This is a genomic window from Nonomuraea sp. NPDC003214 (assembly GCF_053590035.1).
In genome coordinates, this window is record NZ_JBSFSX010000019.1 from 1 (window position 1) to 25007 (window position 25007).

A 25007-nucleotide genomic window follows, 5' to 3' on the forward strand; every position below is an offset into this window, starting at 1 on the left:
GGACGCGGCTTCTTCTTCCCCATGCTCTCCATCATGGACATCCTTCCGGGGACGAACCCCTGATCTCGGATGTCCGTCAAACCGGATCAAGCCCAGTGCGGCAGTGGATCGGGCGGAGTAGGCGTGGTCACATGATCCAATGCACGATCGGAAGCGCGCCGTTTCGGCTCCTGAGCGGGTATTTCGGCACCGTGCATTGATCGCGAGCACGAGACGGTGTCGGCGACCTGGAACCAGCCTCTGACGAGGAGCTGTCGTTCAGATTCTGTGTGGGCTTTTGTCCGGTCACTGGGTGGAGGACGCTGGGCCGCGCATGAGGCGCCAGATCAGGTAGGCCTGCAGCAGGCCCGCTCCGGTGAGGATCGCTATGAGCAGTACGGGGTCCGCTATCTGCGGTGGAATGACGTCCCACCCCCACCAGATCAGCGGCCCCAGGGGGAAGGTGACGAGCATGAGCGCGACGCCGGACAGCAGGATCGGGTCCTGGACGGTCAGCAGGATCACCGCGGAAGCCACGCCGAGAAGCAGCACCAGGCTGGCGTACGCACCGGCGACGACCGACGCGGCGCGGCCGTTCCTGTAATGCCTCATGCGGTCACGCTCCTCGGGTGCCCGGCGGAAGAGGCCGAGTGTATGCAACGGCGCAGCGCGGGCGGGGATTGTCGGTGCGGTGAGCCATACTCCGCCGAGCCAGGGTGATCACCGACAACGCGAAGGCGTGGGCATGGCACAGTTGTTGCGGGCGCTCGACGACGAGGTCTACGTCGAGTACGACACGTTCGGGCTGGACGGCACCGACCTGCCGTCGTGGGGTTCGCCCACCGATGAGATGTACCACTTCATCGCCGGGGTGCGGCTGGAGTCGTGGGACGCCGAGCCGGCGCCTGCGGACGACTCGTGGACGCCGGTCAGTTCGGCGACGTTCGTCGCGGAGAGCGGCGTGGTCTCGATCGTCACGATGATGGACGGCAGGGGGCATGACTTCCTGATCGGGCCGCCGCATTTCGAGTACGGCGTGCGCATGTACCTGCGGGAGCCGCGGCCGGGCGACGGGCATGGCACGGGGGAGTGTGAGGAGGCGTGGCTGCTGAGGATCTGGCCGATCCGGGATGTCTTCGACCCGATCACGCATGCGGTGCCGTTCTCCTATATCGCGCGCGGAGTGCTGTACTACTCGATCGACCTCGAACCCGAGCAGCTCGTGCAGCCGCCGGCGCGGCGGGAGGTGCCGGTGCCGGTTTCGGGGGTGGCGGACTGGGTGTCGGTGTGCCCGGACCCCGATCTGGACACGTTCGACGGATGGCTGCGCAGGGTGAGCCGTAAGGCCGAGGAGGCGGGCGTCACCGTTCATGAGCTGCTGCGCGGGGGCGGGCTCGACATCGAGGACGGCGCGGACCTCACCGTGGCCTCCTGCACCCCGCCGCGGGCGCGTGCGGGGCGGTTCACGGATCCGCTGGTCGACCGCTACTACGCCGAGCAGGCGCGGCTCGGCACGCTGCCCGAGCAGGAGCCGGGCGAGGATCGGCTGCGCGAGTACGCCGACGGCGAGCGCATCGCCAAGGAGTTGTGCCGCGGCGGCGCCCGTACGTTCTCGGTGCCCGTCGAAGGTCGCGGCGCCCCGTACGTGTCACCGGGTGTGAGCCGTCGCGTGTGGCGGTGGGAGGACGACCTGCTCGGTGGCGAGCTCATGGACGGCGGGCTGACCGTGGATCGGCAGGTTCTGGCCAGGAACCCGTGGACCAGGCAGATCCTCGTCTCCGGCATCGTCACGGTCCTGCGTCGCGATCACGACAGGCGCGGCACCGGCGACACCGTCTGGTACGTGGTGCGTGACGCCGAGCCGCACGAGGCGGCGAGGGTCCTGTGCGCGGAGGCCACCTGGGAGGAGGACCCGGCGCAGCGCCGGGCCCTGGACGAGGTGGCCAGGGAGAAGCTGGTCGAGCTGCGGGCCACGTACAGGAGCCGGGAAGGGTGAGGGGCCGGTCGGCGGAGATCTTGGCGGTTCAGGCATAGATCCAGGCGCCGCCCGCGTCCTTGCCGGTGAATGTCGCGAGGAGGACGGGTGGATCCAGGCTTTGAGGCGGACTTCCGGCAGTTCGTGGTCGACCGGTCGGGGGCGCTGTTCCGTACGGCGTACCTGCTGACCGGTGACCGGCACGCCGCCGAGGACCTGGTGCAGTCGGCCCTGGTCAAGACGGCCGCGAAGTGGCGCAGTCTGCGTGATCCGGGCGCCATCGAGGGGTACGTGCGCCGGGCCATGTACCACGAGCAGGTGAGCTGGTGGCGGCGGCGCTCACGTGTCGCGGAGGTGTCCACCGGCCGGCTGCCTGACCAGGGCGGCGACGGGCACGCCGACGTGGTGGATCTTCGCCTGGTGATGCGCGCGGCCCTGTCCCGGCTCACGCCCCGGCAGCGAACCATGCTCGTGCTGCGCTACTTCGAGGATCTCTCCGAGACCGAGATCGCGCGGTTGCTCGGCGTCAGGGTGGGGTCGGTACGCAGCCAGATCTACCGCTCGCTGGAACGCCTGAAGAAGACGGCGCCTGAACTGACCACCGTGAGGGAGCTCCGATGAACATCGAGAACCTGCTGCGTGAAACGCTCTCCGACATGGCCGACGAGGAGCGGCCGCCCGCGCCCGGCCGGTTCCTGGTGGCCCACGACCGCTCCCGGCCTCGTCGCCGCGGCGTCGCCCTGGTGGCGGCGTCGGCCGTCGCTGCGCTGGCCGTCGGATCGGTGGTCGTGGTGCAGGGGATGTCGTCGCGGGCCCCCGGTGAGGCCGTCGCCGGGCCGCTGAACGCGGCGTCCGAAGCCCCGCGGGCCGTCACCGTGACGGTGGTGGAAGGGGTACGGGTCGCGCGGCTTTTCGAGACGCTGTCGTCGCTCACGGGCAGGCCGGTGGCGGAGTTCGAGAATGCCGCCAAGGACGGCAGCGCGCTCGGGCTGCCGTCCTACGCGCGAGGGAGGCTCGAAGGGTTCGCCTTCCCCGGGCGCTACGCGTTCGCGCCCACCGCGAGCGCGGGTGAGATCCTCGGGGCGATGGTGGCCGGGTTCGGGGTGGCCGCCGAGGGCGCCGGCCTGGTCGAGGGCGCCAGGCGTGCCGGCAGGACGCCGCTGGAGATCGTGACCATCGCCAGCATCGTCCAGGCCGAGGCGGGCCGGGACGAGGACATGCCCAAGATCGCCCGGGTCATCCACAACCGGCTGAACCGGAAGATGTTTCTGCAGATGGACAGCACGGTCCTGTACGGCCTGGGCAAGTACGACGCCCGCGCCGGGCGCGAGGATCTCAGGAGCCGGTCGCCGTACAACACCTACAGGCGTGCCGGACTGCCGCCCGGTCCCATCGGCAACCCGGGGGAGAAGGCCATCCGGGCCGCGCTGAAGCCGGCTTCCGGAGCCTGGCTCTACTACGTGACCACCGACCCGGAGAACGGAATCACGAAGTTCGCCTCCTCCGAGGCGGAGTACGCCGAATTGATCGAAGAACTGCGCCGCAGGAAGCACTGAGCGGGGCTTCCTTTCCGGCGCTTCATCGTCTATCGTCGATGTTCGATGAACACGAACGATGAGTCCCTGCCGCGCGCCGAGGCCGAGGAGTATGCGAGCTGGTTCAAGGCCCTCGCGGACGCGACGCGCATCCAGCTCGTCTCCCTGCTGGCCCGCAGGCGGGCGCCGATGAGCGTGGGCGAGATCGTGCTGGCCTCCGGAGTGGGCCAGTCCACCGTCTCGCACCACCTGAAGATCCTGGCCGACGTGCGTTTCGTGCTGGTCGACAAGCAGGGCACGTCCAGCCTCTACCGGATCAACGAAGCCTGCGTGAGCTGTTTCCCTACGGCGGCCGACGTGGTCATGGGCAATCCCGTGCCCGCCGCGCCCGCCTGTGAGTGAAGGGATGCCGGTCATGGGTGAGGAGAGCGCGGACGGGCAGGGAGGCGTGCTGCCGCGGGCGGGGGAGAGCGTGCTCGTTCTCGGCTCCGGCGGCGGCGTTCTCGGTTCCGGTGGCGGCTTCGACGTGCTGCCGGTGGCCCAGCGGGTCGGTCCGTACGGGACGGCGTACGTGATGGCGGACGACCCCCCGTACGGGCTGGACGGTGGCGCGGACGGGATGGAGCGGGCGGGGATGGCCGACGTGCGGTTCCTGCGGGGCGGCGTCGAAGGGATCCCGCTTCCCGGCCAGTCGGTCGACGTCGTCGTCTGCGGCGGTCTGCCCGGCGGCGGGGAGAAGGCGGTGGCTGAGGCGTTCCGGGTGCTGCGGCCGGGCGGCCGCTTCGGGGTGACCGCCACGACCGCCGCCACGACCGCCGATGCGACCACCGATGCGACCACCGACGCGGTCACCCTCCTGGCGGCGGCCGGGTTCGTCCGCATCCGGATCGCACCCGCGACCGATCACGACCAGGGCATGCCCACCCCGATCATCCACGCGCTCAAGCCACTCGTGGGCCCCGGTCTGGAGATCCGGCCGATGCGGGACGCCGACGCCCCGCAGGTGCTGGCGATCTACCAGATGGGCCTCGACACCGGGGAGGCCAGCTTCGAGACGGTCGCGCCGAGCTGGGAGGGCTTCAACGCCGGCAGGTTGCGGCACCTGCGCTACGTGGCGGTGGACGTCGACTCCGGGGAGGTCGTCGGCTGGGTGGCCGCTTCGCCGGTCTCCTCGCGGCAGGTCTATTCGGGCGTCGTGGAGCACAGCGTCTACGTCCATCCGGGCTGCCAGGCGCATGGCATCGGCCGGGCGCTGCTGTCGGCGTTCGTGGCCGCGACCGAGGACGCGGGCGTGTGGACGATCCAGTCGGCGATCTTCCCGGAGAACGCCGCGAGCCTGTCGCTGCACCAGGCGCTCGGCTTCCGCGTGGTCGGCACCCGCGAGCGTCTCGGCTGCCATCGCGGCGTGTGGCGGGACGTGCTGATGCTGGAACGCCGCAGCAGCGCCGACCCCCCTGTCCAGCATGGATAGATGTGTGTCAATATAGACAACAGTCGACTTCGATAACCATCTATACGAAGGGGTGCCGGTGAGGTGCAGCCCGCAGCTGGCCCGTGAGCCGCTGGACGCCGAACGGGCGGCAGCGCTGGCCCAGGTGTTCAAGGCGCTGGGCGATCCCGTACGGCTGCGCATCGTGTCGATCGTGGCCAGCCACGACGGCGGCGAGGTGTGCGTGTGCGACATCACCGGCGCGTTCGAGCTGTCGCAGCCGACCATCAGCCACCACCTGAAGGTGCTCAAGGAGGTCGGCCTGCTCACCAGCGAACGGCGCGCCTCCTGGGTCTACTACCGGCTGGTCCCCGAGGCGCTCGGCGAGCTGTCGGCCCTGCTCGACGTGCCGGTCGTCGCGTGAGGCCCGCCTTGTCCCCGCCGGGCGTGATCGGCGCGCTGCCGGTCCTCGACCGGCTCCTGCCCGTGTGGATCATCGCGGCGATGGCGGCCGGACTGCTGCTCGGCAGGCTGGTCCCGGGGCTGGACGCCGCCCTGGAGGCGGTGCGGATCGGCGGGATCTCGCTGCCGATCGCGCTCGGCCTGCTGCTGATGATGTACCCGGTGCTGGCCAAGGTCCGCTACGACCGCGTCGGGGCCGTCACCGGCGACCGGCGCATGCTCGTGGCCTCGCTGGTGCTCAACTGGGTGCTCGGCCCGGCGCTGATGTTCGCGCTGGCCTGGACCTTCCTTCCCGACCTGCCCGAATACCGCACCGGGCTCGTCATCGTCGGCCTGGCCCGGTGCATTGCGATGGTGCTCATCTGGAACGACCTCGCCTGCGGCGACCGCGAGGCCGCCGCCGTCCTGGTCGCGCTCAACTCGCTCTTCCAGGTCGTCGCGTTCGGCGCGCTCGGCTGGTTCTACCTGGACGTGCTGCCCGGTTGGCTCGGCCTGGCGCAGACCGGGCTCGACGTGTCGACCTGGGACATCGCCCAGTACGTGCTCGTCTTCCTCGGCGTCCCGCTCGTCGCGGGCTACCTGTCCCGCCGGCTCGGCGAACGCGTCAAGGGCCGTGACTGGTACGAGAGCCGCTTCCTGCCCCGCGTGGGCCCGATGGCGCTGTACGGCCTGCTGTTCACCGTCGTCATCCTGTTCGCCCTGCAAGGCGGCACGATCACCACGCGGCCCGGCGACGTGGCCCGCATCGCGCTGCCGCTGCTGGCGTACTTCGCCCTCATGTGGAGTGGCTCGTTCCTGGCCGGGAAGGCGATCGGCCTGGGGTACGAGCGGGCCACCACGCTGGCCTTCACCGCGGCGGGCAACAACTTCGAGCTGGCCATCGCGGTCGCGGTCGGCGTCTTCGGCGTCACCTCCGGCCAGGCGCTGGCCGGGGTCGTCGGCCCGCTCATCGAGGTGCCCGTCCTGGTCGCCCTGGTCTACGTCAGCCTGGCCGGGCGCCGCCTGTTCCGCAGCGAGGAGATCGTCCATGCCTAGCGTCCTGTTCGTCTGCGTGCACAACGCCGGACGGTCCCAGATGGCCGCCGGCTGGCTCACCCACCTGGCCGGTGACCGGATCGAGGTCCGCTCCGCCGGGTCCGCGCCGGCCGAGCAGCTCAACCCGGCTGCCGTCGAAGCCATGGCCGAGGCCGGCATCGACATCCGCGCGGCCCGGCCGCGCATCCTCACCGCCGACACGGTGCGGGCCTCCGACGTGGTGATCACGATGGGCTGCGGCGACGCCTGCCCCGTCTTCCCCGGCAAACGCTACGAGGACTGGCAGCTCGACGATCCCGCCGGTCAGGGCATCGAGGCCGTACGCGCCATCCGCGACGAGATCCGTACCCGGGTCGAGAAGCTCGTCGGCGAACTGCTGCCCGACTGAGCGTCACCCGCGCCGGGCCAGCAGCTCCACGGTGGCCACCAGGAGCCGGGCGGCGGCCAGCAGGGTGTCGTTCCGGACGCGGTCGGGCGTCTCGGCGGGGGTCTGGTAGCCGGGCATGCCCATGCCGATGCCGACGGCGGGCAGCCCGGCGGCGGCGTAGCGGCGGTTGTCGGAGGCCATGGCGCCGGCGCGCAGCGGCACCCCGGTCAGCCGGCCCGCCTGGTCGAGGGTGGCGAGCAGGGCGTGGGCGGGGCCGCCCGCCTCGACGGAGGCGGCCTGGTGCAGCTCGGCCGCCCCGTCCAGGTTGATCACCAGCGTGTCCTCCGGCAGCGTGGCGGCGTGGTGCGCCGAGCCCCGGGCGCCGGCCTCCTCGCCGTCCAGGAACGCCACCGACAGCTCGACGCGCGAGGCGGCCGGGCTCGTCGAGAGGACCCGGGCGGCCTCCAGGACCGCGGCCACGCCCGAGGCGTTGTCGGCGGCGGCGGGCAGTCGGACGCCGGGGTCATCGCCGACGCCGTCATAGTGCGCCGTCAACAGCACCCGAACCCCCACCCCGCCGCCCGGGCCGAGAACGTGCGCTCCCGACTCGCCGTCAGTGGTCCACGGGGAGCCGGCGTACGCTCCCGGCTCACCGTCGGTGGTCCACGGGGAGCCGGCGTGCGCTCCCGGCTCGCCGTCGGTGGTCCACGGGGAGCCGACGTGTGCCCCCGGCCCGCCGTGGGGGCCGGGGGCCCAGGGGAAGTCGTCCTCTAGCCCCGGGCCGAGGGTGCGCGGGAAGCCGGCCTGTGCCCCCGGCTTGCCGCCTCGCGGGAAGCCGGTGTGCGGTCCCGGCTTGCCGTCCCGGGGGAGGTGGGCGTGGACGTTCAGGCCGTGGGTGTCGAGGCGGCGGAGTGGGGTCGATGCCGTCACCTGGACGGGGCGCTCGGCCGCCGTGTCGGCCAGCCGCCGGTGCAGGTCGGCGCGTACGGCGAGGATCGGCACGCCGCGCGTGCGCGGCCCGGCGATCATCTTGGGCATCCAGCCCTCGGCGTCGACGCCGCGCGCGATCAGCACCCCGGCCGCCCCCTGCGCCTCGGCGAGGTCGCAGGCGCGGGCCCAATCGCCGGGCTCGGCCGGCACCCACCGGCCGCGCAGGTCACCGTCGGCGGAGGGCGCCAGGGGCGCGGTGCGCGGGGTGGGCAGATCGGCGGAGGCGAGGTGTTCGGCGAAGTCCCGGCGATGCCGCAGCCGGGTCGTCCCGCCGTCGTGCCATTCGAGGACCGGCGTGGCGTACAGGTCACGCACGTCCGCGACGGGGAAGCCGTCGAGCCGGACGTCGCCGCCCAGCTCGCGCAGCCGGGCGGCCAGCCAGGCGGCGGCGGCCCGGCCGCCGGGGGTGCCGACGCGCCGCCCGGAGTACCGGTCGGCGGCCAGCTCGTGCACGGTGGCCCGCATGCGCGCCGCCGACACCCGATTGACGGCGCGCCTGGCTGTGGAGGTCATCCGCAGCAGCCGGTCGAGCTGTCGCTGGGGCCGTCCTGCGCGTCGGCGGGGGCGTTGCCGCAGCAGGTCGTGGCCGTCTCGGTCGCGGCGGCCGTACTGCCGCAACAGCCTCCGGCGGCGGCCGGGGCGAAGGCGTCGTTCAGGTCGCCGATGAAGCCGCCGCTGAGCTGAGTGGTCATGAGGATCTCCTAATTAGATGGACATCTAAACAGTGGCCACATTCTCACACTGATTAGAAGAACGTCAAGATAGATGAGGATCGAATCAGCCGGTGATCTCCGCCGCCAGGTGCCGCGCGGTCCGGCCGGCGCCGATGCTCGCGGCGCTCTCCCCGCGTGCCATCGCCTGGTGGTGGCGCGTGGCGAGCGCGAACAGCGCGCGCCCGTCGACCCTCGTCGGGCAGCCGCCGGGGCGGGCGCGTCGCCACCCAGGTGGTGTGGGCGACCTGCGAGACCTCCGCGAGGATCTGCGCGGCCGAGTTGCCGCCGCCGACGATCACCACGCGCCTGCCCCGGAACGGCTCCGGCCCCCGGTATCCGGCGGTGTGCAGATGCTCGCCGCGAAACCCGCCTGCCCGCCCCCGATGACGACGACCTCAGCCTCGGCCGACGCCGGGATCATGAGGGTGCGGTCATACGGTGACGAGCTCGGGCTCGGCCAGCGGGGCGAACAGCGCGCCCAGCTTGTTCACCGCCTCGGGAACGATCCGGTAGTAGACCCAGGTGCCGCGCCGCTCGCCGTCGATGAGCCCGGCGGTGCGCAGCACCTTCAGGTGGTGGCTGATCGTGGGGGCGGTCAGGTCGAAGGCGTCGGTCAGGTCGCACACGCACGCCTCGCCGCCCGCGTGGGAGCCGATCATCGACAGCAGCCGCAGCCGTACGGGGTCGGCGACGGCCTTGAGGAGGCCCGCCAGCTCGGCGGCGTCGCTCTCGGCCAGCGGCTCCCGCGCGATCGGCGCGCAGCACGCCGCTGTCGGGTTGGCGGTCATGACGGCACCTCCTGCTTTGAAACCTGTCTAAATGATAGGCGATGGCAGGACGGCGAGGCCCGGCGCTCAGCCGCAGCAGCCGCCGGACCCGGCGGAGGCGCCCACGGTCTCCAGCGGCAGCAGGCCGCCGCCGACGCCGGTGGCCAGGCCGACCCGCTGCTCCTGGGCCTCGGCGAGGTCGGAGGAGCACACGCCGGTCTCGGGCAGGTCCAGCCGTACGTCGCGGGCCGCCTCCCAGTCGCCGGCCAGCGCCGCGACCACCGAGCGGACCTGCTCGTAGCCGGTCGCCATCAGGAACGTGGGCGCGCGCCCGTAACTCTTGACGCCGACCGCGTAGTAGCCGGCCTCCGGATGCGCGAGCTCGTCGACGCCGTGCGGCGGGACGGTGCCGCACGAATGCCGGTTCGGGTCGATCAGCGGCGCGAGCTGCCGGGTGGAGCCGAGAACCGGGTCAAGGTCCAGGCGCAGCTCGGCGGCGATGGCGTGGTCGGGGCGGTAGCCGGTGGCGCTGACGATCCGGTCCACGGTGACGGACTGCTCGGCGCCCGACGGGTCGCGGCTGATCACCTCGACGCCGCCGGCGCCCTCCCGTACGCGGTGGGTGAAGAAGCCGGTCAGCAGGCGGATGCGGCCGGAGTCGACGTGCGCGCGCAGCCGGGTGCCGAGCGCGCCGCGTGCCGGCAGCGCGTCGGCGTCGCCGCCGCCGTAGGCGCGGGCGGCGCTCCCGGCGCGGATGGCCCAGGTGATCGGCGTGTCCGGCAGCTCGGCCAGGGCCAGGAGGGTGGTGGCGGCCGAGTGTCCCGCGCCGACGACCAGGGTGTGCCTGCCTTCGTACGTCTCGCGGTCGGCGCCGAGAACGTCGGGCAGGGCGTGGTCGACGGCCGCTTCCGCCTCGCCGTGGGCGGGCAGGCCGCTCGCGCCCAGGACGTTGGGGGTCGCGTACGTGCCGGACGCGTCGATGATCGCGCGCGCCCGGATCTCCTCGCCGTCGCTGAGGCGGATCAGGAACGGGACGTCCTCCCGGCCGTTCGTCCGCACCCGGTCGTAGCCCAGGCGGCTGATCGCCGACACGCGGGCGCCGAGCCGTACCCTGTCGCCGAACAGGGCGGCGAGCGGGGCCAGGTAGTCGCTGATCAGCTCGGCGCCGGTGGGGAGCCGGTCGGGGTCGGGCTCGGTCCAGCCGGAGGCGGTGAGCAGGCGGCGGGCGGCGGCGTCGACGTCGTAGCGCCACGGGCTGAAGACCCGGACGTGCCCCCAGCGGGCGACGGAGGCGCCGGCCCGGTCGCCGGCCTCCAGGACCAGGAAGTCGATGCCGCGCTCGGCCAGGTGCGCGGCGGCGGCGAGGCCGACGGGGCCGGCCCCGATGACCACGACGGGCAGGGCGCCGGTGTCGCCCGCGCCCAGGGGGCGCTCCCGTTCGAGTGAGGTGGTGGTGCCGCAGCAGCTGTCGCTCATCGTCGTCTCCGATCGGTTGATTAGAAATCTGTCGAAGTAGCCAGCAGCAGCATGCAACGCTGATTAGAAGATTGTCAAATCAAGGAGCGGGCGGACAGCAGGTGCTCAGCGCGGCCTGTAGGTCGGCCAGCGCCTTGCCGATGCGTGCCGGGTCGGCGCGGTAGTAGACCGTCTTCCACTCCCGGCGCGAGGTGAGCACGCCGCCGTCGCGCAGTGTCGCCAGATGGGTGGAGGTGGCCGACTGGGCCAGCGACATCCGCTCGGCGACCTCGCCCACGGTCAGCTCCGCGCCGCCGGCGAACAGCCCCATGATCTGCTGGCGGGTCTCGCTGGCCATCGCCTTGAGGAAGCCGCGCGCCTCGGCGCTGAGCCCCATCCCGTCGGTCGTCATGGTCATAGCATCACCCCGGGCTCATCATATTGTGATTTCCCGATTTGACGATACGATCTGGCGGCATGGACACCATCGTCATCGGCGGCGGCCAGTCGGGCCTCGCCGCGGCCCGCGCCCTGCGCCTGCGTGGCCGCACCCCCGTCATCCTGGAAGCCGGCCCAGAACCGGCAGGCTCCTGGCCGCACTACTACGACAGCCTCACGCTGTTCTCGCCCGCCCGCTACAGCGCCATGCCGGGCCACGAGTTCCCCGGCGACCCCGACCACTACCCCACCCGCGACGAGGCCGCCGCCTACCTGCGGCGCTACGCCGACAGCCTCGACGTGGAGATCCGCACCGGCGTCCGCGTCACCGCCGTGCGCTCCGACGGGGCAGGAGGCTTCCTGGTCCACCCCGCGACCGGCGACCCCATCCGCACCAGGGGCGTCGTGGCCGCGTCGGGCTCGTTCGGCAACCCGTACGTCCCGATCCTGCCCGGGCAGGACGGCTTCACCGGCCGGGCACTCCACGCCGCCGCCTACCGCGACCCCGGACAGCACGCCGGACAGCGCGTCGTCGTGGTCGGCGCGGGCAACTCCGCCGTGCAGATCGGCTACGAGCTCGCCAGGACGGCCACCGTCACCCTCGCCACCCGGGCGCCCATCCGGTTCTTCCCCCAGATCATCGCCGGCCGGGACGCGCACCACTGGCACACCACCACGGGCTTCGACACCCTGCCGCCGCCCTGGCTGGCCCGCATCGCGACCGGTACCCTCGTCATGGACACCGGCGACTACGCAGCGTCGCTGGAGGCCGGTCGCTGGGACCGGCGCCCCATGTTCACCGCCTTCGACGGCGACCGGGTCGTCTGGGCCGACGGCAGCCGCGAACCCGTCGACACCGTCATCTACGCCACCGGCTACCTGCCCCACCTGGACTACCTGCGGCCCCTGGGCGCCCTGGACGAGCGCGGGCTCCCGCTGCACGACGGCGGCATCTCCACCACCACCCCGGGGCTGGCCTACGTGGGGCTGGAGTTCCAGCGCTCGTTCGCCTCCAACACCCTGCGCGGCGTCCACCGCGACGCCGACCACGTCGCCGCCCCCGTCGCCGCCTACGCCGGCGACGCCCTCACCGCCTACGGCCTCTGACCCGCTGTCGGTCAGAGGCCGCAGGCGAGGCCGGGCGGGTCAGCTCGGGTTGAGGTCGTTCTTCCAGATTTCGCGCTCGTCGCGGCGCGGGTCGTAGACGATGACGTTGTCCGGCTTGTTGTCGTGGTGGAAGGACATCACCGGGCGTTCGGTGGTGTTGTAGGTGGCCCACTCGCCGAGCCGGCCGGTGGTGGCGAACTCGACCCAGCGGCCGTGCAGGGCGTCGGCGAGGGACTGGGGCGGGTTCGGGCCGGTGAAGGCGGCGCTGTCCGGATTGGCGAGCGTGTCCCAGGCGAAGGGCAGCGGCAGGCTGTGGCAGGCGCCCAGCTTGACGCTGAGGATGTTGGGCGTGACGGGCGAGCGCCAGCCGAACTCGAAGACGTACGTGTCGGCGGGCGCGTCGATGCGGGCCTCGGCGATGCGGTAGGTCGGGATGCGGAACATGCGGTCGGTGAGCGTCGCGCAGGCGATGCCGGACGGGGCGTTGCGCGGGTACGGCGCGACGTCGGTCTCGGCGTAGCGGTCGTAGAAGCCGGCCGGAGCCCCGTACACCTCGGTCCTGGTCCGGAACGCGGCGTCGCCGGGCCAGCCCACCATCGGGGTGGGGACGACGAAGGTCCTGAACTCCTCGACGGTGGTGCCGATGAGCAGGGTCACGTCGGCGCCGCGCCCGTCGGCGATGGCGTCGATCGGCAGGCGCGGCACGACCTGGCCGTCGATGACCGGCATAAACGACATGCCGCACGAGGCGATGGTGCTGGCCCCGTAGCGCTCGGGGTCGGCGCTGGAGGTGACGTCGTCGCTGACCTCGGCCTGGGCCGCGATCAGGGCGGCGGTGTCCACGGCGGCGAGCGCCTGGGCGGTGGGCTGCACGTTCAGCCGGGTGGCGACGGCGGCGGTGATCAGGGCGGCGTCCTGGACGGTCTGGCCGATGTGCGCGCTGCCGCTCTCGACGATGGCCTGCTGGAACAGGTTGCGGTCGAGGGAGAGCAGGGTCAGCACGCTCATGGCGCCGGCGGACTCGCCCGCCACGGTGACGTTGCCGGGGTCGCCGCCGAAGCGGGCGATGTTGTCGCGCACCCATTCCAGGGCGAAGATCTGGTCGAGCAGGCCGCGGTTGGCCGGGGCGGGCGCGTCCTCGATGTAGGCGAAGCCGTCCACGCCGAGGCGGTAGTTGACGGTGACGCAGACGACGCCGTCGCGGGCGAAGGTGGCGCCGTCGTAGGTGGTCACCGCGGAGGAGCCGGTGGTGAACGCGCCGCCGTGGATCCACACGAGCACCGGCAGCGCGGCGTCGGAGTTGGGCGCGCTGGTCCACACGTTCAGGTTGAGGTAGTCGTCGCCGGGGACGACCGGGTTGCGGAAGAGCTCGCCGAGCCGGCCCTTGAGCGGCGGCTGCGGCGGGGTGGGGCCGAACGCGTGGGCGGGCAGCGGCGTGCTCCACGCCCTGGGCGGCACGGGCGCGGCGAACCGGTTCTGGCCCACGGGCGCGGCGGCGTACGGGATGCCGCGGAAGGCGGCGATCCCATTCTCGGTGAGGCCCAGGACGGGGCCGTGGACGGTGGGCACCTCAACGGTGGTGGGCGACATGGCACTCCTTGGCCGGGTCAGGTCGGTGCACGCTCGCTGAGGGGCCGGCCGTCCCCGGAGCACCGTCCAGGCCGACAAGCCGCGGCCAGGCATCTGGGTGATTACCCGGAGTGATGATCGCCGGATCTGGGCCTGACGAAGCATGACGATCTGTTGCCTCAGGATTTCTGTCCGGACTTGCCGGGCGGCTGAGTAAGCATTCCTTACCAACTCGCCGCCGCCGGCTGTGCTCGATGTCGGGATACAGCCTCTTTGGAACTTTGGGTCTTGTGTAAGGTCCGGTGTCAATTTAGGCTCCGCGTCAAGTTAGTAAACCTTCCTAATCGGACCCCTCCCCCAAGGATCGGAGCTGTTCGTGAGGCGAAGTGCAGTGATCACAGTTCTGGCCGTCGTGGCCGCACTGCTCGCGCCGTCAGGCGCGAGCGCGGCGGCGGCGGCGGACCCGCTGGTGTCGCAGGGCAAGAGCGTGACGGCCTCCTCGGTCGAGGCCGCCGGCCTGGAGCCGGGCAAGGCGGTGGACGGCGACCCGGCCACCCGCTGGGCCAGCGCCGAGGGCGTGGACCCGCAGTGGATCCGCGTCGACCTCGGCTCCGCGCACACGATCTCCCGCGTACGGCTGACCTGGGAGGTCGCCTACGCCAAGTCCTACCGGGTGCAGACCTCGGCCGACGGCTCCACCTGGAGCGACGTCTACGCCACCGCCTCCGGCGACGGGGCGACCGACGACCTCACGGTCACCGGAACGGGCCGGTACGTCCGGGTCCACGGCACCCAGCGCGGCACCCCGTACGGCTACTCACTGTGGGAGCTGGAGGTCTACGGCGCTCCCGTCACGGGCGGCGGCGGGGACACCCCGGTCGAGGCCAACGGGCAACTACGGGTATGCGGCATCAAGCTCTGCAACGAGAACGGCAAGCAGATCCAGCTGCGCGGCATGAGCAGCCACGGCATCCAGTGGTACAACCAGTGCCTCAACAGCGCCTCGCTCGACGCGCTGGCCGCCGACTGGAAGGCCGACGTCCTGCGCATCTCCATGTACGTCCAGGAGGGCGGCTACGAGACCAACCCCCGGCTGTTCACCGACCGGGTGCACAACCTGATCGAGATGGCCACCGCGCGCGGCATGTACGCGATCGTGGACTGGCACATGCTCACCCCCGGCGACCCGATGTACAACCTCAGCCGGGCCAAGACGTTCTTCACCGAGATCGCCCAGCGGCACGACAGCAAGGACAACGTCCTGTACGAGATCGCCAACGAGCCGAACGGTGACGCCGTGACCTGGTCCGTCATCCGCAACTACGCCCACCAGCTCATCCCGGTGATCCGCCAGCACGACGCCGACGCCCCGATCCTGGTCGGCACCCGCGCCTGGTCGTCGCTCGGCGTCTCCGGCGGCGGCGACGAGAGTGAGATCATCGCGAACCCGGTCAACGCCGCCAACATCATGTACACGTTCCACTTCTACGCGGCCTCGCACGGGTCCGAGTACCTGAGCACGCTGTCCCGGGCCGCCGACCGGCTGCCGATCTTCGTGACCGAGTTCGGCACCCAGACGGCCTCGGGCGACGGCGGCAACAACTTCACCAGGTCGCAGCAGTATCTCGACCTGATGGCCCAGAAGAAGATCAGCTGGGTGAACTGGAACTTCTCCGACGACTTCCGCACCGGCGCCGTCTTCAAGACCGGGACCTGCCCGGGCGGCCCGTTCGCCGGGACGGCCAACCTCAAGGAGGCCGGCGTCTGGGTCCGCGACCGGATCCGCACCGCCGACGACTTCTGACGGAACGGGACGACCCCCACCCGCGGCTTGACAACCGATCGGCGCGCGTTTCTAATGTTCGGCGTGTCGCGTGACGCCGCCGGGAAGACGGCCGCGGGTGGGCGGCACCGTATACAGGGAGATGATCGCCGTGGACTCGTTCACCACAGGTCGCGCCTGATCTCGTCGCGCCCGCGCGTCATCGCCGAGCCCTTTCCCGTCCCTTCCCGTTCGCGAACGGGTCGCTGACGCGCGCCGGTTTCCGCACTGCTCGTCCCACATTCCTCACCGCCTGCGCGCGGTCTTTCTCACGTGGCCGAAAGGGCTTTCTTTTTGCTGACCATCACCCATGTCCCCGCCTCCCAGCACGAATCGGACGCCGTACGGGCGAGGATGCAGCAGGTCTTCTCCGACCCGCCCGTCCTCGACGGCGACGCCGAGCTGCGCCCGCTCCTGCCCGGGACCGGCGGGGTGCCCGCCACCTGGGTCACCTCGGGCGGGGCGACGATCGAGGACGGCGTGACCGTCTACGTCCACGGCGGCGGCTTCTCCTTCAGCAACCCGGCGATGGAGCGGATCATGGCCTGCCGCCTGTCGAAGGCCACCGGCCGCCCGGCGCTGGCCGTGGACTACCGTCTGGCCCCGGCGCACCCGTACCCGGCGGCGGTCGAGGACGTGCTGGCCGTCCACCGCGGCCTGCTGGCGCAGGGGGTGCCCGCCGGGAAGATCCTGCTCGTCGGGGAGTCGGCCGGCGGCACCCTGATCCTCTCGGCGCTGCTGCGGCTTGCCGCGGCGGGGGAGCCGATGCCGGTGGGGGCCGTCCCGGTCTCCCCGATCACCGACCTGGCGGCGAAGCCGGCGGGCAACGGCCGTGACTCGATCGACCCGGCCATCCTGGGGCCGATCGCCACGCAGTATCTCGGCGAGGCCCGGCCGGACCAGGCGCCCCAGTCGCCGATCTACGGGGATCTGCGCGGGCTGCCGCCCATGCTGCTCCCGATCGGCGGGGACGAGATCGTCCTCGACGACGCCCGGCGGTTCGCCGAGGCCGCCGCCGGGGCGGGCGTCCCGGTGGAGGTGGACGTCTACGAGGGCATGCCGCACGCCTTCCACGCGGCCGTGCTCTTCGCCGAGGACGCGCACCTGCCCACGGCGGCCGCCTTCCTGAGCCGCCTCACGGACTGGGTCACGAGGCTTCCCGCGCGCTGAGCCCGGCGGACAGCACGGCGGGCTGGGCGGCGGGCTGGGCGGCGGCGATGACGCCGTGCACAGCAGCCGCGATGCGGGCGGCGGCCTGCTCGGGGTCGGGCCGGCCGGCGTCCAGCCAGGCGATGACGGCCTCCAGGGTGAAGGCGGGGACGAGGTTGGCCGCCCAGTCCAGCCACGGCCCGGCCGGGATGCGGCGCGCGAGGTTGCGGCGGGCGACCTCGCGCGAGGCGTCGGTGATGGTGTCGATCAGCTCGCGGAAGTCGGGCTCGCGGGCCGCGTGGCGGAACAGCAGCCGGAACCCGTCGGGGTCGGCGCCGGCGGCCCGCAGCAGCGCGGGAATGGCGTCGTCGTCGTAGTCGTCGCCGCCCGTGGCCTCGGCCAGCCGCGCGCAGGCGCGGTCGAGCACGGCCCGGTAGAGGCCGGCCTTGGAGTCGAAGTGCCGATAGAGCATCGCCCGGGTCAGCTCGGCCTCGGCGGCGATGTCGTCCAGGCCCGTCGCGGCATAGCCGGCGCGGGCGAAGGCGCGGGTGGCCGCGTCCAGGATCTGCTCACGCCGCTCCGCGCGGCGCATCCTGCGCACCGGCTCGGCCTCGGGCTTGCTCATCGACCCTCCACTTGTAGAAGGCAAAGTATACATGTAGCTTTTTAGACGCTGGAGTATACAAAGCTGCGTCTACCTCCTGGAGGGGTCATGCCGTCCACGCCCGTTCGGCTCCCGTACGAGCAGCCCGACCCGATGCGGCCCGCGCCGCTGCTGCGCGAGCTGCAGGCACGCGGCCCGATCCACGCCATCCGCACCGCCGTCGGCGACCCCGGCTGGCACGTCACCGCGTACGAGCACGTACGCCTGCTGCTGGACGACGACCGGCTCGGCCGCGCCCACCGCGAGCCCGCACGCGCCTCCCGCACCGGCGAGTCGGCGCTGTTCGGCGGCCCGATGGGCGACTTCGACACCGAGCAGGCCGACCACCGCAGGATGCGCTCGCTGCTCCAGCCGCACTTCTCGCCCAAGCGGATGCGCGCCCTGACCGGCCGGGTCGAGACCCTGACCACCCAGCTCCTCGACGAGCTGGCCGCCGCCGGGCCGCCCGCCGACCTGCACGCCGCGCTGGCGCTGCCGCTGCCGATCGCGGTCATCTGCGAGCTGCTCGGCGTGCCGTACGAGGACCGGGCCCGCTTCCGCGCCTGGACGCAGGCCGCCGGGGACGTCACCGACCGGGCCCGCTCCGAGCAGGGGCTGGCCGAGCTGTTCGGCTACGGGCGGCGCCTGGTGGCCCGCAAACGCGCCGCCGGCGACCTGGACGGCGACGTGATCTCCCGGCTGGCCGCCACCGACGGGGTGAGCGACGACGAGGCGGCGGCGATGGGCATGACGCTGCTGTTCGCCGGCCACGAGACGACGGTGACGGCGATCGGCCTGGGCGTGCTGTGGCTGCTGGCCACCCCCGGCCAGTGGCAGGCCCTGGTCGACGACCCGGCGCGGATCGACGCCGCGGTGGAGGAGATCCTGCGCGCGCCCGGCCTGGGCGGCGGCGGCATCCCCCGCTACGCCCGCACCGACCTGGAGATCGCCGGCGTGCGCGTGCGGGAGGGCGACCTGGTGCTGCTGGATCTCGGGGCCGCCAACCACGACGCGTCGGTGTTCGCCGACCCGGACCGCTTCGACCTCGACCGGCCCGCCGCGCCGCACCTGACGTTCGGCCACGGCGCCCGCTACTGCATCGGCGCGCCGCTCGCCCGGATCGAGCTGAAGGCCGTCTTCTCCCAGCTCGCCGCCCGCTTCCCGACCCTGCGGCTGGGCTGCGCGGTCGACGAGCTGACCTTCAACCCGCACGTGCTCACCGGCGGGCTGACCGCGCTGCCGATCGCCTGGTGAACGCGCCCTGACGCCACCCACGGGACGCGCGTCAGCCCGGCGGCGGCCGGGTGTCAGGCCGGCCGGCCATCGTCATCCCCATGAACGGCACAGCGATCGCGGCCACGGGGCTGCGGAAGGCCTACAAGGACAAGATCGTCCTGGACGGCGTCGACCTGCGCGTCCAGGCCGGCACGATCTTCGCGCTGCTCGGGCCCAACGGCGCGGGCAAGACCACGACGGTGAACGTGCTCACCACCCTGCTGCGCCCCGACGCCGGCCAGGTGCTCGTCGCCGGGCACGACGTCACCACGCAGACCCGGGCGGTGCGGGCGGCGATCGGTGTGACCGGGCAGTTCGCCTCGGTGGACGACCTGCTCACCGGCCAGGAGAACCTGCTGATGATGGCGGACCTCCTGCACCTGCCCAAGGCGGAGGGCAGGCGGATCACCCGGCGGCTGCTCGGCCGGTTCGACCTGGCGGAGGCGGCGGGAAAGCCGGCGTCGTCCTACTCCGGCGGCATGCGCCGCAAGCTGGACCTGGCGATGACGCTGGTCGGCGGGCCGCAGATCATCTTCCTGGACGAGCCCACGACCGGACTCGACCCGCGCAGCCGCCGCACCATGTGGGAGATCATCCGCGAGCTGGTCGCCGACGGCACCACCATCTTCCTCACCACGCAGTACCTGGAGGAGGCCGACCAGCTCGCCGACCGCATCGCCGTGCTCGACCGGGGCCGGCTGGTCGCCGAAGGCACCGCCGCCCAGCTCAAGCGCCGGGTCCCGGGCGGCCACGTCCGGCTGCGGTTCGCCGACCGGCGCGCGCTCGACACCGCGGCCCGCGTCCTGGCCGGATCCGCCACGGACGAGGAGGAGCTGACCCTGCGGGTGCCCGGCGACGGCGGCGTCCGGTCGCTGCGCGCCCTCCTCGACCGCCTCGACTCCCACGCCGTCGAGGCCGAGGAGCTCTCGGTGCACACCCCCGACCTGGACGACGTCTTCCTGGCCCTCACCGGCCACACCGACAAGGAGATCAAGGCATGACCGGCTTCTCGGCCACCCTGACGGACTCGGCGACCATGCTGCGGCGCAACTTCCGGCACACGCTGCGGAACCCGCTGGCGCTGTTCAACGCCGTGATCATGCCGATCGTGCTGATGTTCCTGATGGTCCACATCCTCGGCGGGGCGTTCAGCGTCGGCGTCGACTACGCGGACTACGCGACCCCCGGGCTGATCATGACGACCATCTGCTACGGCATCAGCCCCACCGCGATCGCCGTCAACTCCGACATGACGACCGGGTTCATCAACCGGCTCCGCGTCATGCACGTGTCACGGGCCGCCGTGCTCAACGCGCACGTGATCGGGACCATGCTGCGCAGCCTGGTGGCCATCGCGCTCATCGTCGGGGTCTCGTTCCTCATGGGGTTCCGGCCCTCGGCGAGCTTCCTCCACTGGCTCGGCGCGATCGGCATCGTCGTGCTGACGGTGCTGGCCATCGGCTGGCTGACCATCGCGTTCGGCCTCGCGGCGAAGTCACCGGCCAGCGCGGGCCTGATCGGCGTCCCGCTCATGCTCCTGCCCTTCCTGAGCAGCGCGTTCGTGCCCGCCGAGAAGATGGGCGCGGGGGCGCGGCAGTTCGCCGAGTATCAGCCGTTCACCTCGATCATCGAGGCCCTGCGCGGCTTCCTGACCGGCGCGCCGTCGGCGAGCTCTGCCGTCACGGCTATCGCCTGGTGCGCGGGCACCATGCTGGTCGGCTACGTGTGGGCGCGGGCGTCCTTCACGAAGCGAGGATGACGCCCGCCAGCTCGCGCCAGTCGGCCTCCCGGCCGGCGCCCGACGCCTCGGCGAACCCGGTCTCGCCGAGGCGTCCTCGTGCGTCCGCGGCGATCCTGGCGGCGTCGGGCTGCGACAGGTCCGGCGTGCCGCGCACGGCGTCGCTCGCCGCGAGCAGCCGTACGGCCTGCTCGTCCCCGCCCTGGCGCAACGCCTGGTCCGCGACCCCGACCAGCACCAGGGCGATCAGCGGCGGATAGGAGGTCTCGGCCGCCAGGCGGAACGCCTCCGCCCGGTGCGCGCGGGCCTGCTCCAGGTCCTCGGTCAGATAGCCGTACAGGTCGCTGACCTTGGCGTGCACCATGACGCTCAGCTCGTGGACGCCCGGCATCGCCCGCACGGTGGCCAGGTGCCGGCGCGCCTCGTCCGCCTCGCCGCGCCAGTGGGCGAGCTGCGCCTTGGCCAGCTCCAGCTCGGCGGACGTCTCCGGCCAGGCGATCTCGCCCGTGTAGCGCTCTGCCTCGGCCATGGCGGACGCGCTGGCCCGCTCGTCGCCGAGCAGCCAGTAGAGGTGGGCCAGCCGCGAGCGCAGGCTGGTGACCTCCTCGTTCACGCCCAGCTCGGTCAGCGCGGTGCTCGCCTCCTCGTAGTGCTCGCACGCGCGGGCCAGCTCGCCGCGCATGGCGAGCCGGTCGGCCAGCAGGGTCAGCGACAGCGAGATCCCCATCCGCTCGCCCAGCGAACGGAACTCGGCGAGCGCGATCTCGGCGTCGTCGTCGACGCCGGTCTCGTCGCCGCTGAGCGTCAGCCGCAGCCGGCCGCGCGCGAGCCGCGCCTGCGCCCGCACCCAGGCGTCCTCGTCGCTGATCAGCGGCTCCAGCGCAGGCAGGAACCCCGTCGGGTCCCGCAGCATCCGCTCCCACAGCCGGACGAACCCCAGGATGGAGTGGCGCAGGCCGTGGCGCTCGGTGATCCGGTGCGCCTCCTGGATCCACTCCCGCGCCTGATACTGGTCGCCGCCGACCCCGGACGTCAGGAACACGGTCACGATCGTGTACGCGACCGCCCGCGTCTCGTCGGCCACCTCGCCGGGCAGCGAGGCCGCCGCCACGGCCAGCTCGGTGCCCTCGGCCCGGTGCCCGGCCAGGAACCAGAACCAGCCCACCGCCCCGACCAGCCGCATCGCCTCCTCGGCCCAGCCCTCGGCGATCGCCCCGCGCGCGGCCGCGCCGATGTTGTCGTGCTCGGCTTCCAGCGTGGCCAGCCATTCGAGCTGCGCGGCCGTGCGCAGATGCGGGTCGGCGCTCCGGCCCAGCTCGGTGAAGTAGGCCAGATGCGCCCGCCGCGCCCGTTCGCTCTCCCCGGCCTCGTCGAGCCGGTCGGCCGCGTACTCCCTGATGGTGTTGAGCATCCGGTAGCGGGTGCCGTCGCCGTCGGAGAGCAGCAGCGACTTCTCGATCAACGCGGTCAGCACGTCGAAGACCTGCTCCCCGGCCGTCTCCCCGTCACCGCAGACCTGCTCGGCCGCCTCCAGGGTCGCCCCGCCCGCGAACACCGAGAACCGGCGCAGCACGGCGCGTTCGGCCTCCGTCAGCAGGTCCCAGCTCCAGTCGACGACCGCGCGGAGCGTCTTGTGCCTGGCCAGCGCCGTCCGGCTGCCGCCGGTCAGCAGGCGGAAGCGGTCGTCGAGCCGGCGGGCGAGCTGGTCGACGGACATGGTGCGCAGCCGCGCGGCGGCCAGCTCGATCGCCAGCGGGATCCCGTCGAGCGCCCGGCAGATCCGCGCCAGGGCCGCCAGCGTGTCCGCGTCGGAGCCGATGTCCTTGCGCACCAGGTCGGCGCGGTCGCGCAGCAGCCGCACCGCGGGCGAGGACTCGATCCCGGCGGCGTCCGCCCCTTCGGCGGGCAGCGCGAGCGGCTCGACCTGCCACAGCACCTCGCCGGTGATGCCGAGCGGCTCCCGGCTCGTGGCCAGGATGCGCAGCCTGCGGCACTCGCCCAGCAGCCGCTCGGCGAACGCCGCCGCCGCCTCGATCACGTGCTCGCAGTTGTCCAGGACCAGCAGGACCGTGCGCTCGCGCAGCGCCGTGATGAGCCGGTCCATCGGCTCGCCGCCCCGCGCGTCACCGACCACCGCCTGGTCGCGCAGGCCGACCGCGGTGAGCGCGGCCTGCGCCAGCTCGCCACCCGCCTGCACCGAGGCCAGCTCCACCAGCCACGCGCCGTCCGGCAGCTCGGCGAGCATCGTCCGCGCGGTCTCCGTGGCCAGCCGCGTCTTGCCGGAGCCGCCCGGCCCCGTCAGCGTGACCAGCCGGTGCCTGACGGACAGGCCGGCGACCGCCGACACGTCGGCGTCCTTGCCGACGAAGCTCGACAGCCCGGCGCGCAGGTTGGTCCTGCGGTTCTCCGCCCGCTCGCCCAGCTCGCCGCGGAGCAGCGCGGTGTGCAGCGCGGACAGCTCGGCCGACGGGTCGGCGCCCAGCTCGTCGGCCAGCCGCTCGCGCGTCCGCTGGTAGACGGCCAGCGCCTCGGTCGCGCGCCCCGCCTCGGCGAGCGCCCGCATCAGGCCCGCCACGAACCCCTCGCGCAGCGGGTACGTGGCCACCAGGTCGGTCAGCTCGGAGACCAGCTCCGAACCCCGCCCCAGCCGGAGGTCCGCGTCGACGCGGTCGCCGAGCGCGGCCACGTGCAGCTCGTCCAGCCGCGTGACCACGGCGTCGAACGCCTCGCTGTCACGCAGCGCGATGTCGGCCAGGGCCTGGCCGCGCCACAGCTCCAGGGCCGAGCGCAGCAGCTCGGCCCGCGCCGCGGGCTCGGCGCCACGCGCCTGGGCGACCAGCCGCTCGAACCGGCACACGTCCACCGCGTCCGGGTCGACGGCCAGCCGGTAGCCGCCGGACTCCGCCTCGATCACCCCGTCGGGCAGCACCCGGCGCAGCCTGGACACCAGCGCCTGCAAGGCGTTCACCTCGTCGGCGGGCGGCTGCTCGCCCCAGATCCAGTCGACCAGCCTCGACCGGGTGACGATCCGGCCGGCTTCGAGGGCCAGCGCGGCCAGCAGTGCGCGCAGCCGAACCCCGGGAACCTCGACCACGGCCCCGTCACGGTTACGGACCTCGAAGGGCCCGAGCAATCCGACTCGCACATCAGCAATTGTGCCGAATCGCGAAGACCAGCCGCGACGGCGAGCGCGTACGGGCGCCGTCAGCGGTCGTGTCAGGGCGGCGACGGCCCGATGTCAGCGCGACCGGCGAAGGTGAAGTCCTGTCGCCAGGGAGGAAAGAGCATGGAACACACCGTCACCACGATGCCCGCGGCCCGTCAGGCCGGCTGCCCCTTCGACCCGCCCAAGGAGCTCATCGAGGCGCGCGAGCAGAGCCCGATCAGCCGCTACCCGTTCCCCGACGGGCACCAGGGCTGGCTGGTGACCGGCTTCGACCTGGTCCGGTCCGTCCTGGCCGACGCGCGGTTCAGCTCACGCAAGGAGTTCATGAAGCACCACCCGACGATCGACTACGGCGACATCGAGGTGCCGCCCGCGCCGCCCGGCGAGTTCCTGCTGATGGACGAGCCGAGGCACAGCCGCTACCGCAAGCCGCTGGTGGGCCGGTTCACCGTGCGGCGGATGCGGCTGCTGACCGAGCGCGTCGAGCAGGTCACCGCCGCGCACCTGGACGCGATGGAGCAGGCCGGGCCGGCGGCGGACCTGGTGACGGCGTTCGCCAAGCCCATCCCCGCCATCGTGATCTGCGAGCTGCTGGGCGTCCCGTACGAGGACCGGGGCTTCTTCCAGGAGCAGATCGACAAGTTCCTCGGCGGCGAGGTGGGCGACGAGGAGCTGATCGCGGCCTACCTGGGCGTCCAGAACTACCTCGCCGAGCTGGTCGCGGCCAAGCGCGCCAACCCCACCGACGACCTGCTCAGCGACCTGACCGACAGCGACCTCACGGACGAGGAGCTGAAGGGCATGGCCCTGATACTGCTGTCGGCCGGGTTCGACACCACCGCCAACATGATCGCGCTCGGCGCCTTCGCGCTACTGGAGAACCCGGATCAGCTCGCCGCGCTGCGCGCCGACCCCACCCTCGTCGAGGGGGCCGTGGAGGAGCTGCTGCGCTACCTGAGCGTCGCCAAGACGTTCATGCGGGTCGCTCTGGAGGACGTCGAGCTCGGCGGCCACACGATCAAGGCAGGCTCGACGGTCATCGTGTCCATCAACACCGCCAACCGCGACCCCGAGCGCTTCCCGGACCCGCACAAGCTCGACCTGCGCCGCCAGGACGGCGGCCACCTGGCCTTCAGCCACGGCATCCACCAGTGCCTCGGCCAGCAGCTCGCCCGCGTCGAGCTGCGCGTCGCCCTGCCCGCGCTGCTCCAGCGCTTCCCCACGCTGCGCCTGGCCGTGCCCGCCGGCGAGGTCCCCCTGCGCCCGGAGGCCGCCGACATCTACGGGGTCAAGAGCCTGCCCGTCACCTGGGACGCCTGACCGGATCCGCCCGCGTCCGCACCTGGCCTTCGCTGACGACCCAACCTTTCACCCCCTCCCGGGCGTCTTGTCT

The 25007-nt window shown here is 72.5% G+C and carries 24 protein-coding genes and 1 pseudogene; 15 read left to right on the plus strand and 10 right to left on the minus strand.

All coding sequences use genetic code 11. The features are described from left to right. Nucleotides 1-285: 285 nt before the first annotated feature. The gene (locus ACWDXC_RS39305; RefSeq protein WP_449991078.1) at nucleotides 286-591 is read right to left on the minus strand and encodes an SCO4225 family membrane protein; all 306 of its coding nucleotides are present in this window, start codon (nucleotides 589-591) and stop codon (nucleotides 286-288) included. A gap of 133 nt (nucleotides 592-724) precedes the next feature. On the opposite strand from ACWDXC_RS39305, the gene ACWDXC_RS39310 reads away from it, so the two are divergent. From ACWDXC_RS39310 to ACWDXC_RS39345, 8 genes are all read left to right on the plus strand, one after another. Then, nucleotides 725-1975 (plus strand): hypothetical protein, encoded by a 1251-nt coding sequence (locus ACWDXC_RS39310; protein WP_449991080.1) that lies wholly within the window; start codon nucleotides 725-727, stop codon nucleotides 1973-1975. Between the two features lie 87 nt (nucleotides 1976-2062). Beyond that, entirely contained in the window at nucleotides 2063-2575 is a 513-nt protein-coding gene (locus ACWDXC_RS39315; RefSeq protein ID WP_449991083.1) for a SigE family RNA polymerase sigma factor, read from the plus strand. Next, nucleotides 2572-3510 carry an endolytic transglycosylase MltG gene (gene mltG / locus ACWDXC_RS39320; protein WP_449991085.1) on the plus strand — a complete coding sequence of 313 codons (939 nt, stop codon included), beginning with the start codon at nucleotides 2572-2574 and terminating at the stop codon, nucleotides 3508-3510. The genes ACWDXC_RS39315 and mltG overlap by 4 nt, the downstream gene beginning before the upstream one ends. Nucleotides 3511-3555: 45 nt before the next feature. After that, nucleotides 3556-3891: an ArsR/SmtB family transcription factor gene (locus ACWDXC_RS39325; protein WP_219509257.1), complete on the plus strand. Its 336-nt coding sequence runs from the start codon at nucleotides 3556-3558 to the stop codon at nucleotides 3889-3891. 13 nt (nucleotides 3892-3904) lie between these two features. Then, the gene (locus ACWDXC_RS39330) at nucleotides 3905-4960 is read left to right on the plus strand and encodes a GNAT family N-acetyltransferase (protein ID WP_449991087.1); all 1056 of its coding nucleotides are present in this window, start codon (nucleotides 3905-3907) and stop codon (nucleotides 4958-4960) included. 58 nt (nucleotides 4961-5018) lie between these two features. After that, nucleotides 5019-5342, plus strand: coding sequence for an ArsR/SmtB family transcription factor (locus tag ACWDXC_RS39335; RefSeq protein WP_308125950.1), 324 nt, complete (start codon nucleotides 5019-5021; stop codon nucleotides 5340-5342). Next, nucleotides 5339-6415, plus strand: a complete 1077-nt coding sequence (gene arsB / locus ACWDXC_RS39340; protein ID WP_449991090.1) for an ACR3 family arsenite efflux transporter — start codon at nucleotides 5339-5341, stop codon at nucleotides 6413-6415. Before ACWDXC_RS39335 ends, arsB begins: the two co-directional genes overlap by 4 nt. Continuing rightward, entirely contained in the window at nucleotides 6408-6803 is a 396-nt protein-coding gene (locus ACWDXC_RS39345) for an arsenate reductase ArsC (RefSeq protein WP_449991093.1), read from the plus strand. Before arsB ends, ACWDXC_RS39345 begins: the two co-directional genes overlap by 8 nt. A gap of 3 nt (nucleotides 6804-6806) precedes the next feature. Here ACWDXC_RS39345 and ACWDXC_RS39350 read toward each other — a convergent pair whose 3' ends face one another. The 6 genes and pseudogenes from ACWDXC_RS39350 to ACWDXC_RS39375 form a co-directional block, all read right to left on the minus strand. Then, entirely contained in the window at nucleotides 6807-8285 is a 1479-nt protein-coding gene (locus ACWDXC_RS39350) for a M28 family metallopeptidase (protein WP_449991095.1), read from the minus strand. Further along, the gene (locus ACWDXC_RS39355; RefSeq protein WP_219509244.1) at nucleotides 8282-8464 is read right to left on the minus strand and encodes a hypothetical protein; all 183 of its coding nucleotides are present in this window, start codon (nucleotides 8462-8464) and stop codon (nucleotides 8282-8284) included. Before ACWDXC_RS39355 ends, ACWDXC_RS39350 begins: the two co-directional genes overlap by 4 nt. 133 nt (nucleotides 8465-8597) lie before the next feature. Then, nucleotides 8598-8850 (minus strand): annotated as a pseudogene (locus ACWDXC_RS39360) (pyridine nucleotide-disulfide oxidoreductase); the annotation flags it as partial. 66 nt (nucleotides 8851-8916) lie between these two features. Beyond that, a complete protein-coding gene (locus tag ACWDXC_RS39365) occupies nucleotides 8917-9273 on the minus strand; it encodes a metalloregulator ArsR/SmtB family transcription factor (RefSeq protein WP_449991097.1) in 357 nt (118 codons plus the stop codon). A gap of 66 nt (nucleotides 9274-9339) precedes the next feature. Continuing rightward, a complete protein-coding gene (locus tag ACWDXC_RS39370) occupies nucleotides 9340-10728 on the minus strand; it encodes an FAD-dependent oxidoreductase (RefSeq protein ID WP_449991100.1) in 1389 nt (462 codons plus the stop codon). Nucleotides 10729-10807: 79 nt separating this feature from the next. Beyond that, nucleotides 10808-11125, minus strand: a complete 318-nt coding sequence (locus ACWDXC_RS39375) for an ArsR/SmtB family transcription factor (protein WP_246645880.1) — start codon at nucleotides 11123-11125, stop codon at nucleotides 10808-10810. A gap of 59 nt (nucleotides 11126-11184) precedes the next feature. Between ACWDXC_RS39375 and ACWDXC_RS39380 the strand changes: the two genes are divergently transcribed. Further along, nucleotides 11185-12252, plus strand: coding sequence for a flavin-containing monooxygenase (locus tag ACWDXC_RS39380; RefSeq protein WP_449991103.1), 1068 nt, complete (start codon nucleotides 11185-11187; stop codon nucleotides 12250-12252). Nucleotides 12253-12291: 39 nt separating this feature from the next. On the opposite strand, the gene ACWDXC_RS39385 is transcribed toward ACWDXC_RS39380, so the two are convergent. Then, the gene (locus ACWDXC_RS39385; RefSeq protein WP_449991106.1) at nucleotides 12292-13842 is read right to left on the minus strand and encodes a carboxylesterase/lipase family protein; all 1551 of its coding nucleotides are present in this window, start codon (nucleotides 13840-13842) and stop codon (nucleotides 12292-12294) included. 370 nt (nucleotides 13843-14212) lie between these two features. Here ACWDXC_RS39385 and ACWDXC_RS39390 point away from each other — a divergent pair, with 370 nt between their 5' ends. Beyond that, entirely contained in the window at nucleotides 14213-15625 is a 1413-nt protein-coding gene (locus ACWDXC_RS39390) for a cellulase family glycosylhydrolase (protein WP_449991108.1), read from the plus strand. Nucleotides 15626-15937: 312 nt separating this feature from the next. Further along, nucleotides 15938-16813, plus strand: a complete 876-nt coding sequence (locus ACWDXC_RS39395; RefSeq protein WP_449991110.1) for an alpha/beta hydrolase — start codon at nucleotides 15938-15940, stop codon at nucleotides 16811-16813. Here ACWDXC_RS39395 and ACWDXC_RS39400 read toward each other — a convergent pair. Further along, nucleotides 16791-17417, minus strand: coding sequence for a TetR/AcrR family transcriptional regulator (locus tag ACWDXC_RS39400; protein ID WP_449991113.1), 627 nt, complete (start codon nucleotides 17415-17417; stop codon nucleotides 16791-16793). The two genes, ACWDXC_RS39395 and ACWDXC_RS39400, sit on opposite strands and share 23 nt — an antisense overlap. An 87-nt stretch (nucleotides 17418-17504) precedes the next feature. Between ACWDXC_RS39400 and ACWDXC_RS39405 the strand changes: the two genes are divergently transcribed. From ACWDXC_RS39405 to ACWDXC_RS39415, 3 genes are all read left to right on the plus strand, one after another. After that, a complete protein-coding gene (locus ACWDXC_RS39405) occupies nucleotides 17505-18689 on the plus strand; it encodes a cytochrome P450 (RefSeq protein WP_449991116.1) in 1185 nt (394 codons plus the stop codon). Between the two features lie 80 nt (nucleotides 18690-18769). After that, nucleotides 18770-19711 carry an ATP-binding cassette domain-containing protein gene (locus ACWDXC_RS39410; protein ID WP_449991119.1) on the plus strand — a complete coding sequence of 314 codons (942 nt, stop codon included), beginning with the start codon at nucleotides 18770-18772 and terminating at the stop codon, nucleotides 19709-19711. Next, nucleotides 19708-20469, plus strand: a complete 762-nt coding sequence (locus ACWDXC_RS39415) for an ABC transporter permease (RefSeq protein WP_219509225.1) — start codon at nucleotides 19708-19710, stop codon at nucleotides 20467-20469. The genes ACWDXC_RS39410 and ACWDXC_RS39415 overlap by 4 nt, the downstream gene beginning before the upstream one ends. Here ACWDXC_RS39415 and ACWDXC_RS39420 read toward each other — a convergent pair. Next, complete coding sequence (locus tag ACWDXC_RS39420) at nucleotides 20453-23593, minus strand: BTAD domain-containing putative transcriptional regulator (protein ID WP_449991123.1); 3141 nt, start codon at nucleotides 23591-23593, stop codon at nucleotides 20453-20455. The genes ACWDXC_RS39415 and ACWDXC_RS39420 overlap by 17 nt on opposite strands. 141 nt (nucleotides 23594-23734) lie before the next feature. On the opposite strand from ACWDXC_RS39420, the gene ACWDXC_RS39425 reads away from it, so the two are divergent. Then, entirely contained in the window at nucleotides 23735-24934 is a 1200-nt protein-coding gene (locus ACWDXC_RS39425; protein WP_449991126.1) for a cytochrome P450, read from the plus strand. The last annotated feature ends 73 nt before the right edge of the window (nucleotides 24935-25007 follow it).

Bases quoted from the DNA above. Each gene is read 5' to 3' on its own strand.
- ACWDXC_RS39305 (WP_449991078.1), bottom strand. From the start codon at position 591: ATGAGGCATTACAGGAACGGCCGCGCCGCGTCGGTCGTCGCCGGTGCG.
- ACWDXC_RS39310 (WP_449991080.1), top strand. From the start codon at position 725: ATGGCACAGTTGTTGCGGGCGCTCGACGACGAGGTCTACGTCGAGTAC.
- mltG (WP_449991085.1), top strand. From the start codon at position 2,572: ATGAACATCGAGAACCTGCTGCGTGAAACGCTCTCCGACATGGCCGAC.
- ACWDXC_RS39325 (WP_219509257.1), top strand. From the start codon at position 3,556: ATGAACACGAACGATGAGTCCCTGCCGCGCGCCGAGGCCGAGGAGTAT.
- ACWDXC_RS39330 (WP_449991087.1), top strand. From the start codon at position 3,905: ATGGGTGAGGAGAGCGCGGACGGGCAGGGAGGCGTGCTGCCGCGGGCG.
- ACWDXC_RS39345 (WP_449991093.1), top strand. From the start codon at position 6,408: ATGCCTAGCGTCCTGTTCGTCTGCGTGCACAACGCCGGACGGTCCCAG.
- ACWDXC_RS39350 (WP_449991095.1), bottom strand. From the start codon at position 8,285: ATGACCTCCACAGCCAGGCGCGCCGTCAATCGGGTGTCGGCGGCGCGC.
- ACWDXC_RS39355 (WP_219509244.1), bottom strand. From the start codon at position 8,464: ATGACCACTCAGCTCAGCGGCGGCTTCATCGGCGACCTGAACGACGCC.
- ACWDXC_RS39365 (WP_449991097.1), bottom strand. From the start codon at position 9,273: ATGACCGCCAACCCGACAGCGGCGTGCTGCGCGCCGATCGCGCGGGAG.
- ACWDXC_RS39370 (WP_449991100.1), bottom strand. From the start codon at position 10,728: ATGAGCGACAGCTGCTGCGGCACCACCACCTCACTCGAACGGGAGCGC.
- ACWDXC_RS39375 (WP_246645880.1), bottom strand. From the start codon at position 11,125: ATGACCATGACGACCGACGGGATGGGGCTCAGCGCCGAGGCGCGCGGC.
- ACWDXC_RS39380 (WP_449991103.1), top strand. From the start codon at position 11,185: ATGGACACCATCGTCATCGGCGGCGGCCAGTCGGGCCTCGCCGCGGCC.
- ACWDXC_RS39385 (WP_449991106.1), bottom strand. From the start codon at position 13,842: ATGTCGCCCACCACCGTTGAGGTGCCCACCGTCCACGGCCCCGTCCTG.
- ACWDXC_RS39400 (WP_449991113.1), bottom strand. From the start codon at position 17,417: ATGAGCAAGCCCGAGGCCGAGCCGGTGCGCAGGATGCGCCGCGCGGAG.
- ACWDXC_RS39405 (WP_449991116.1), top strand. From the start codon at position 17,505: ATGCCGTCCACGCCCGTTCGGCTCCCGTACGAGCAGCCCGACCCGATG.
- ACWDXC_RS39410 (WP_449991119.1), top strand. From the start codon at position 18,770: ATGAACGGCACAGCGATCGCGGCCACGGGGCTGCGGAAGGCCTACAAG.
- ACWDXC_RS39415 (WP_219509225.1), top strand. From the start codon at position 19,708: ATGACCGGCTTCTCGGCCACCCTGACGGACTCGGCGACCATGCTGCGG.
- ACWDXC_RS39425 (WP_449991126.1), top strand. From the start codon at position 23,735: ATGGAACACACCGTCACCACGATGCCCGCGGCCCGTCAGGCCGGCTGC.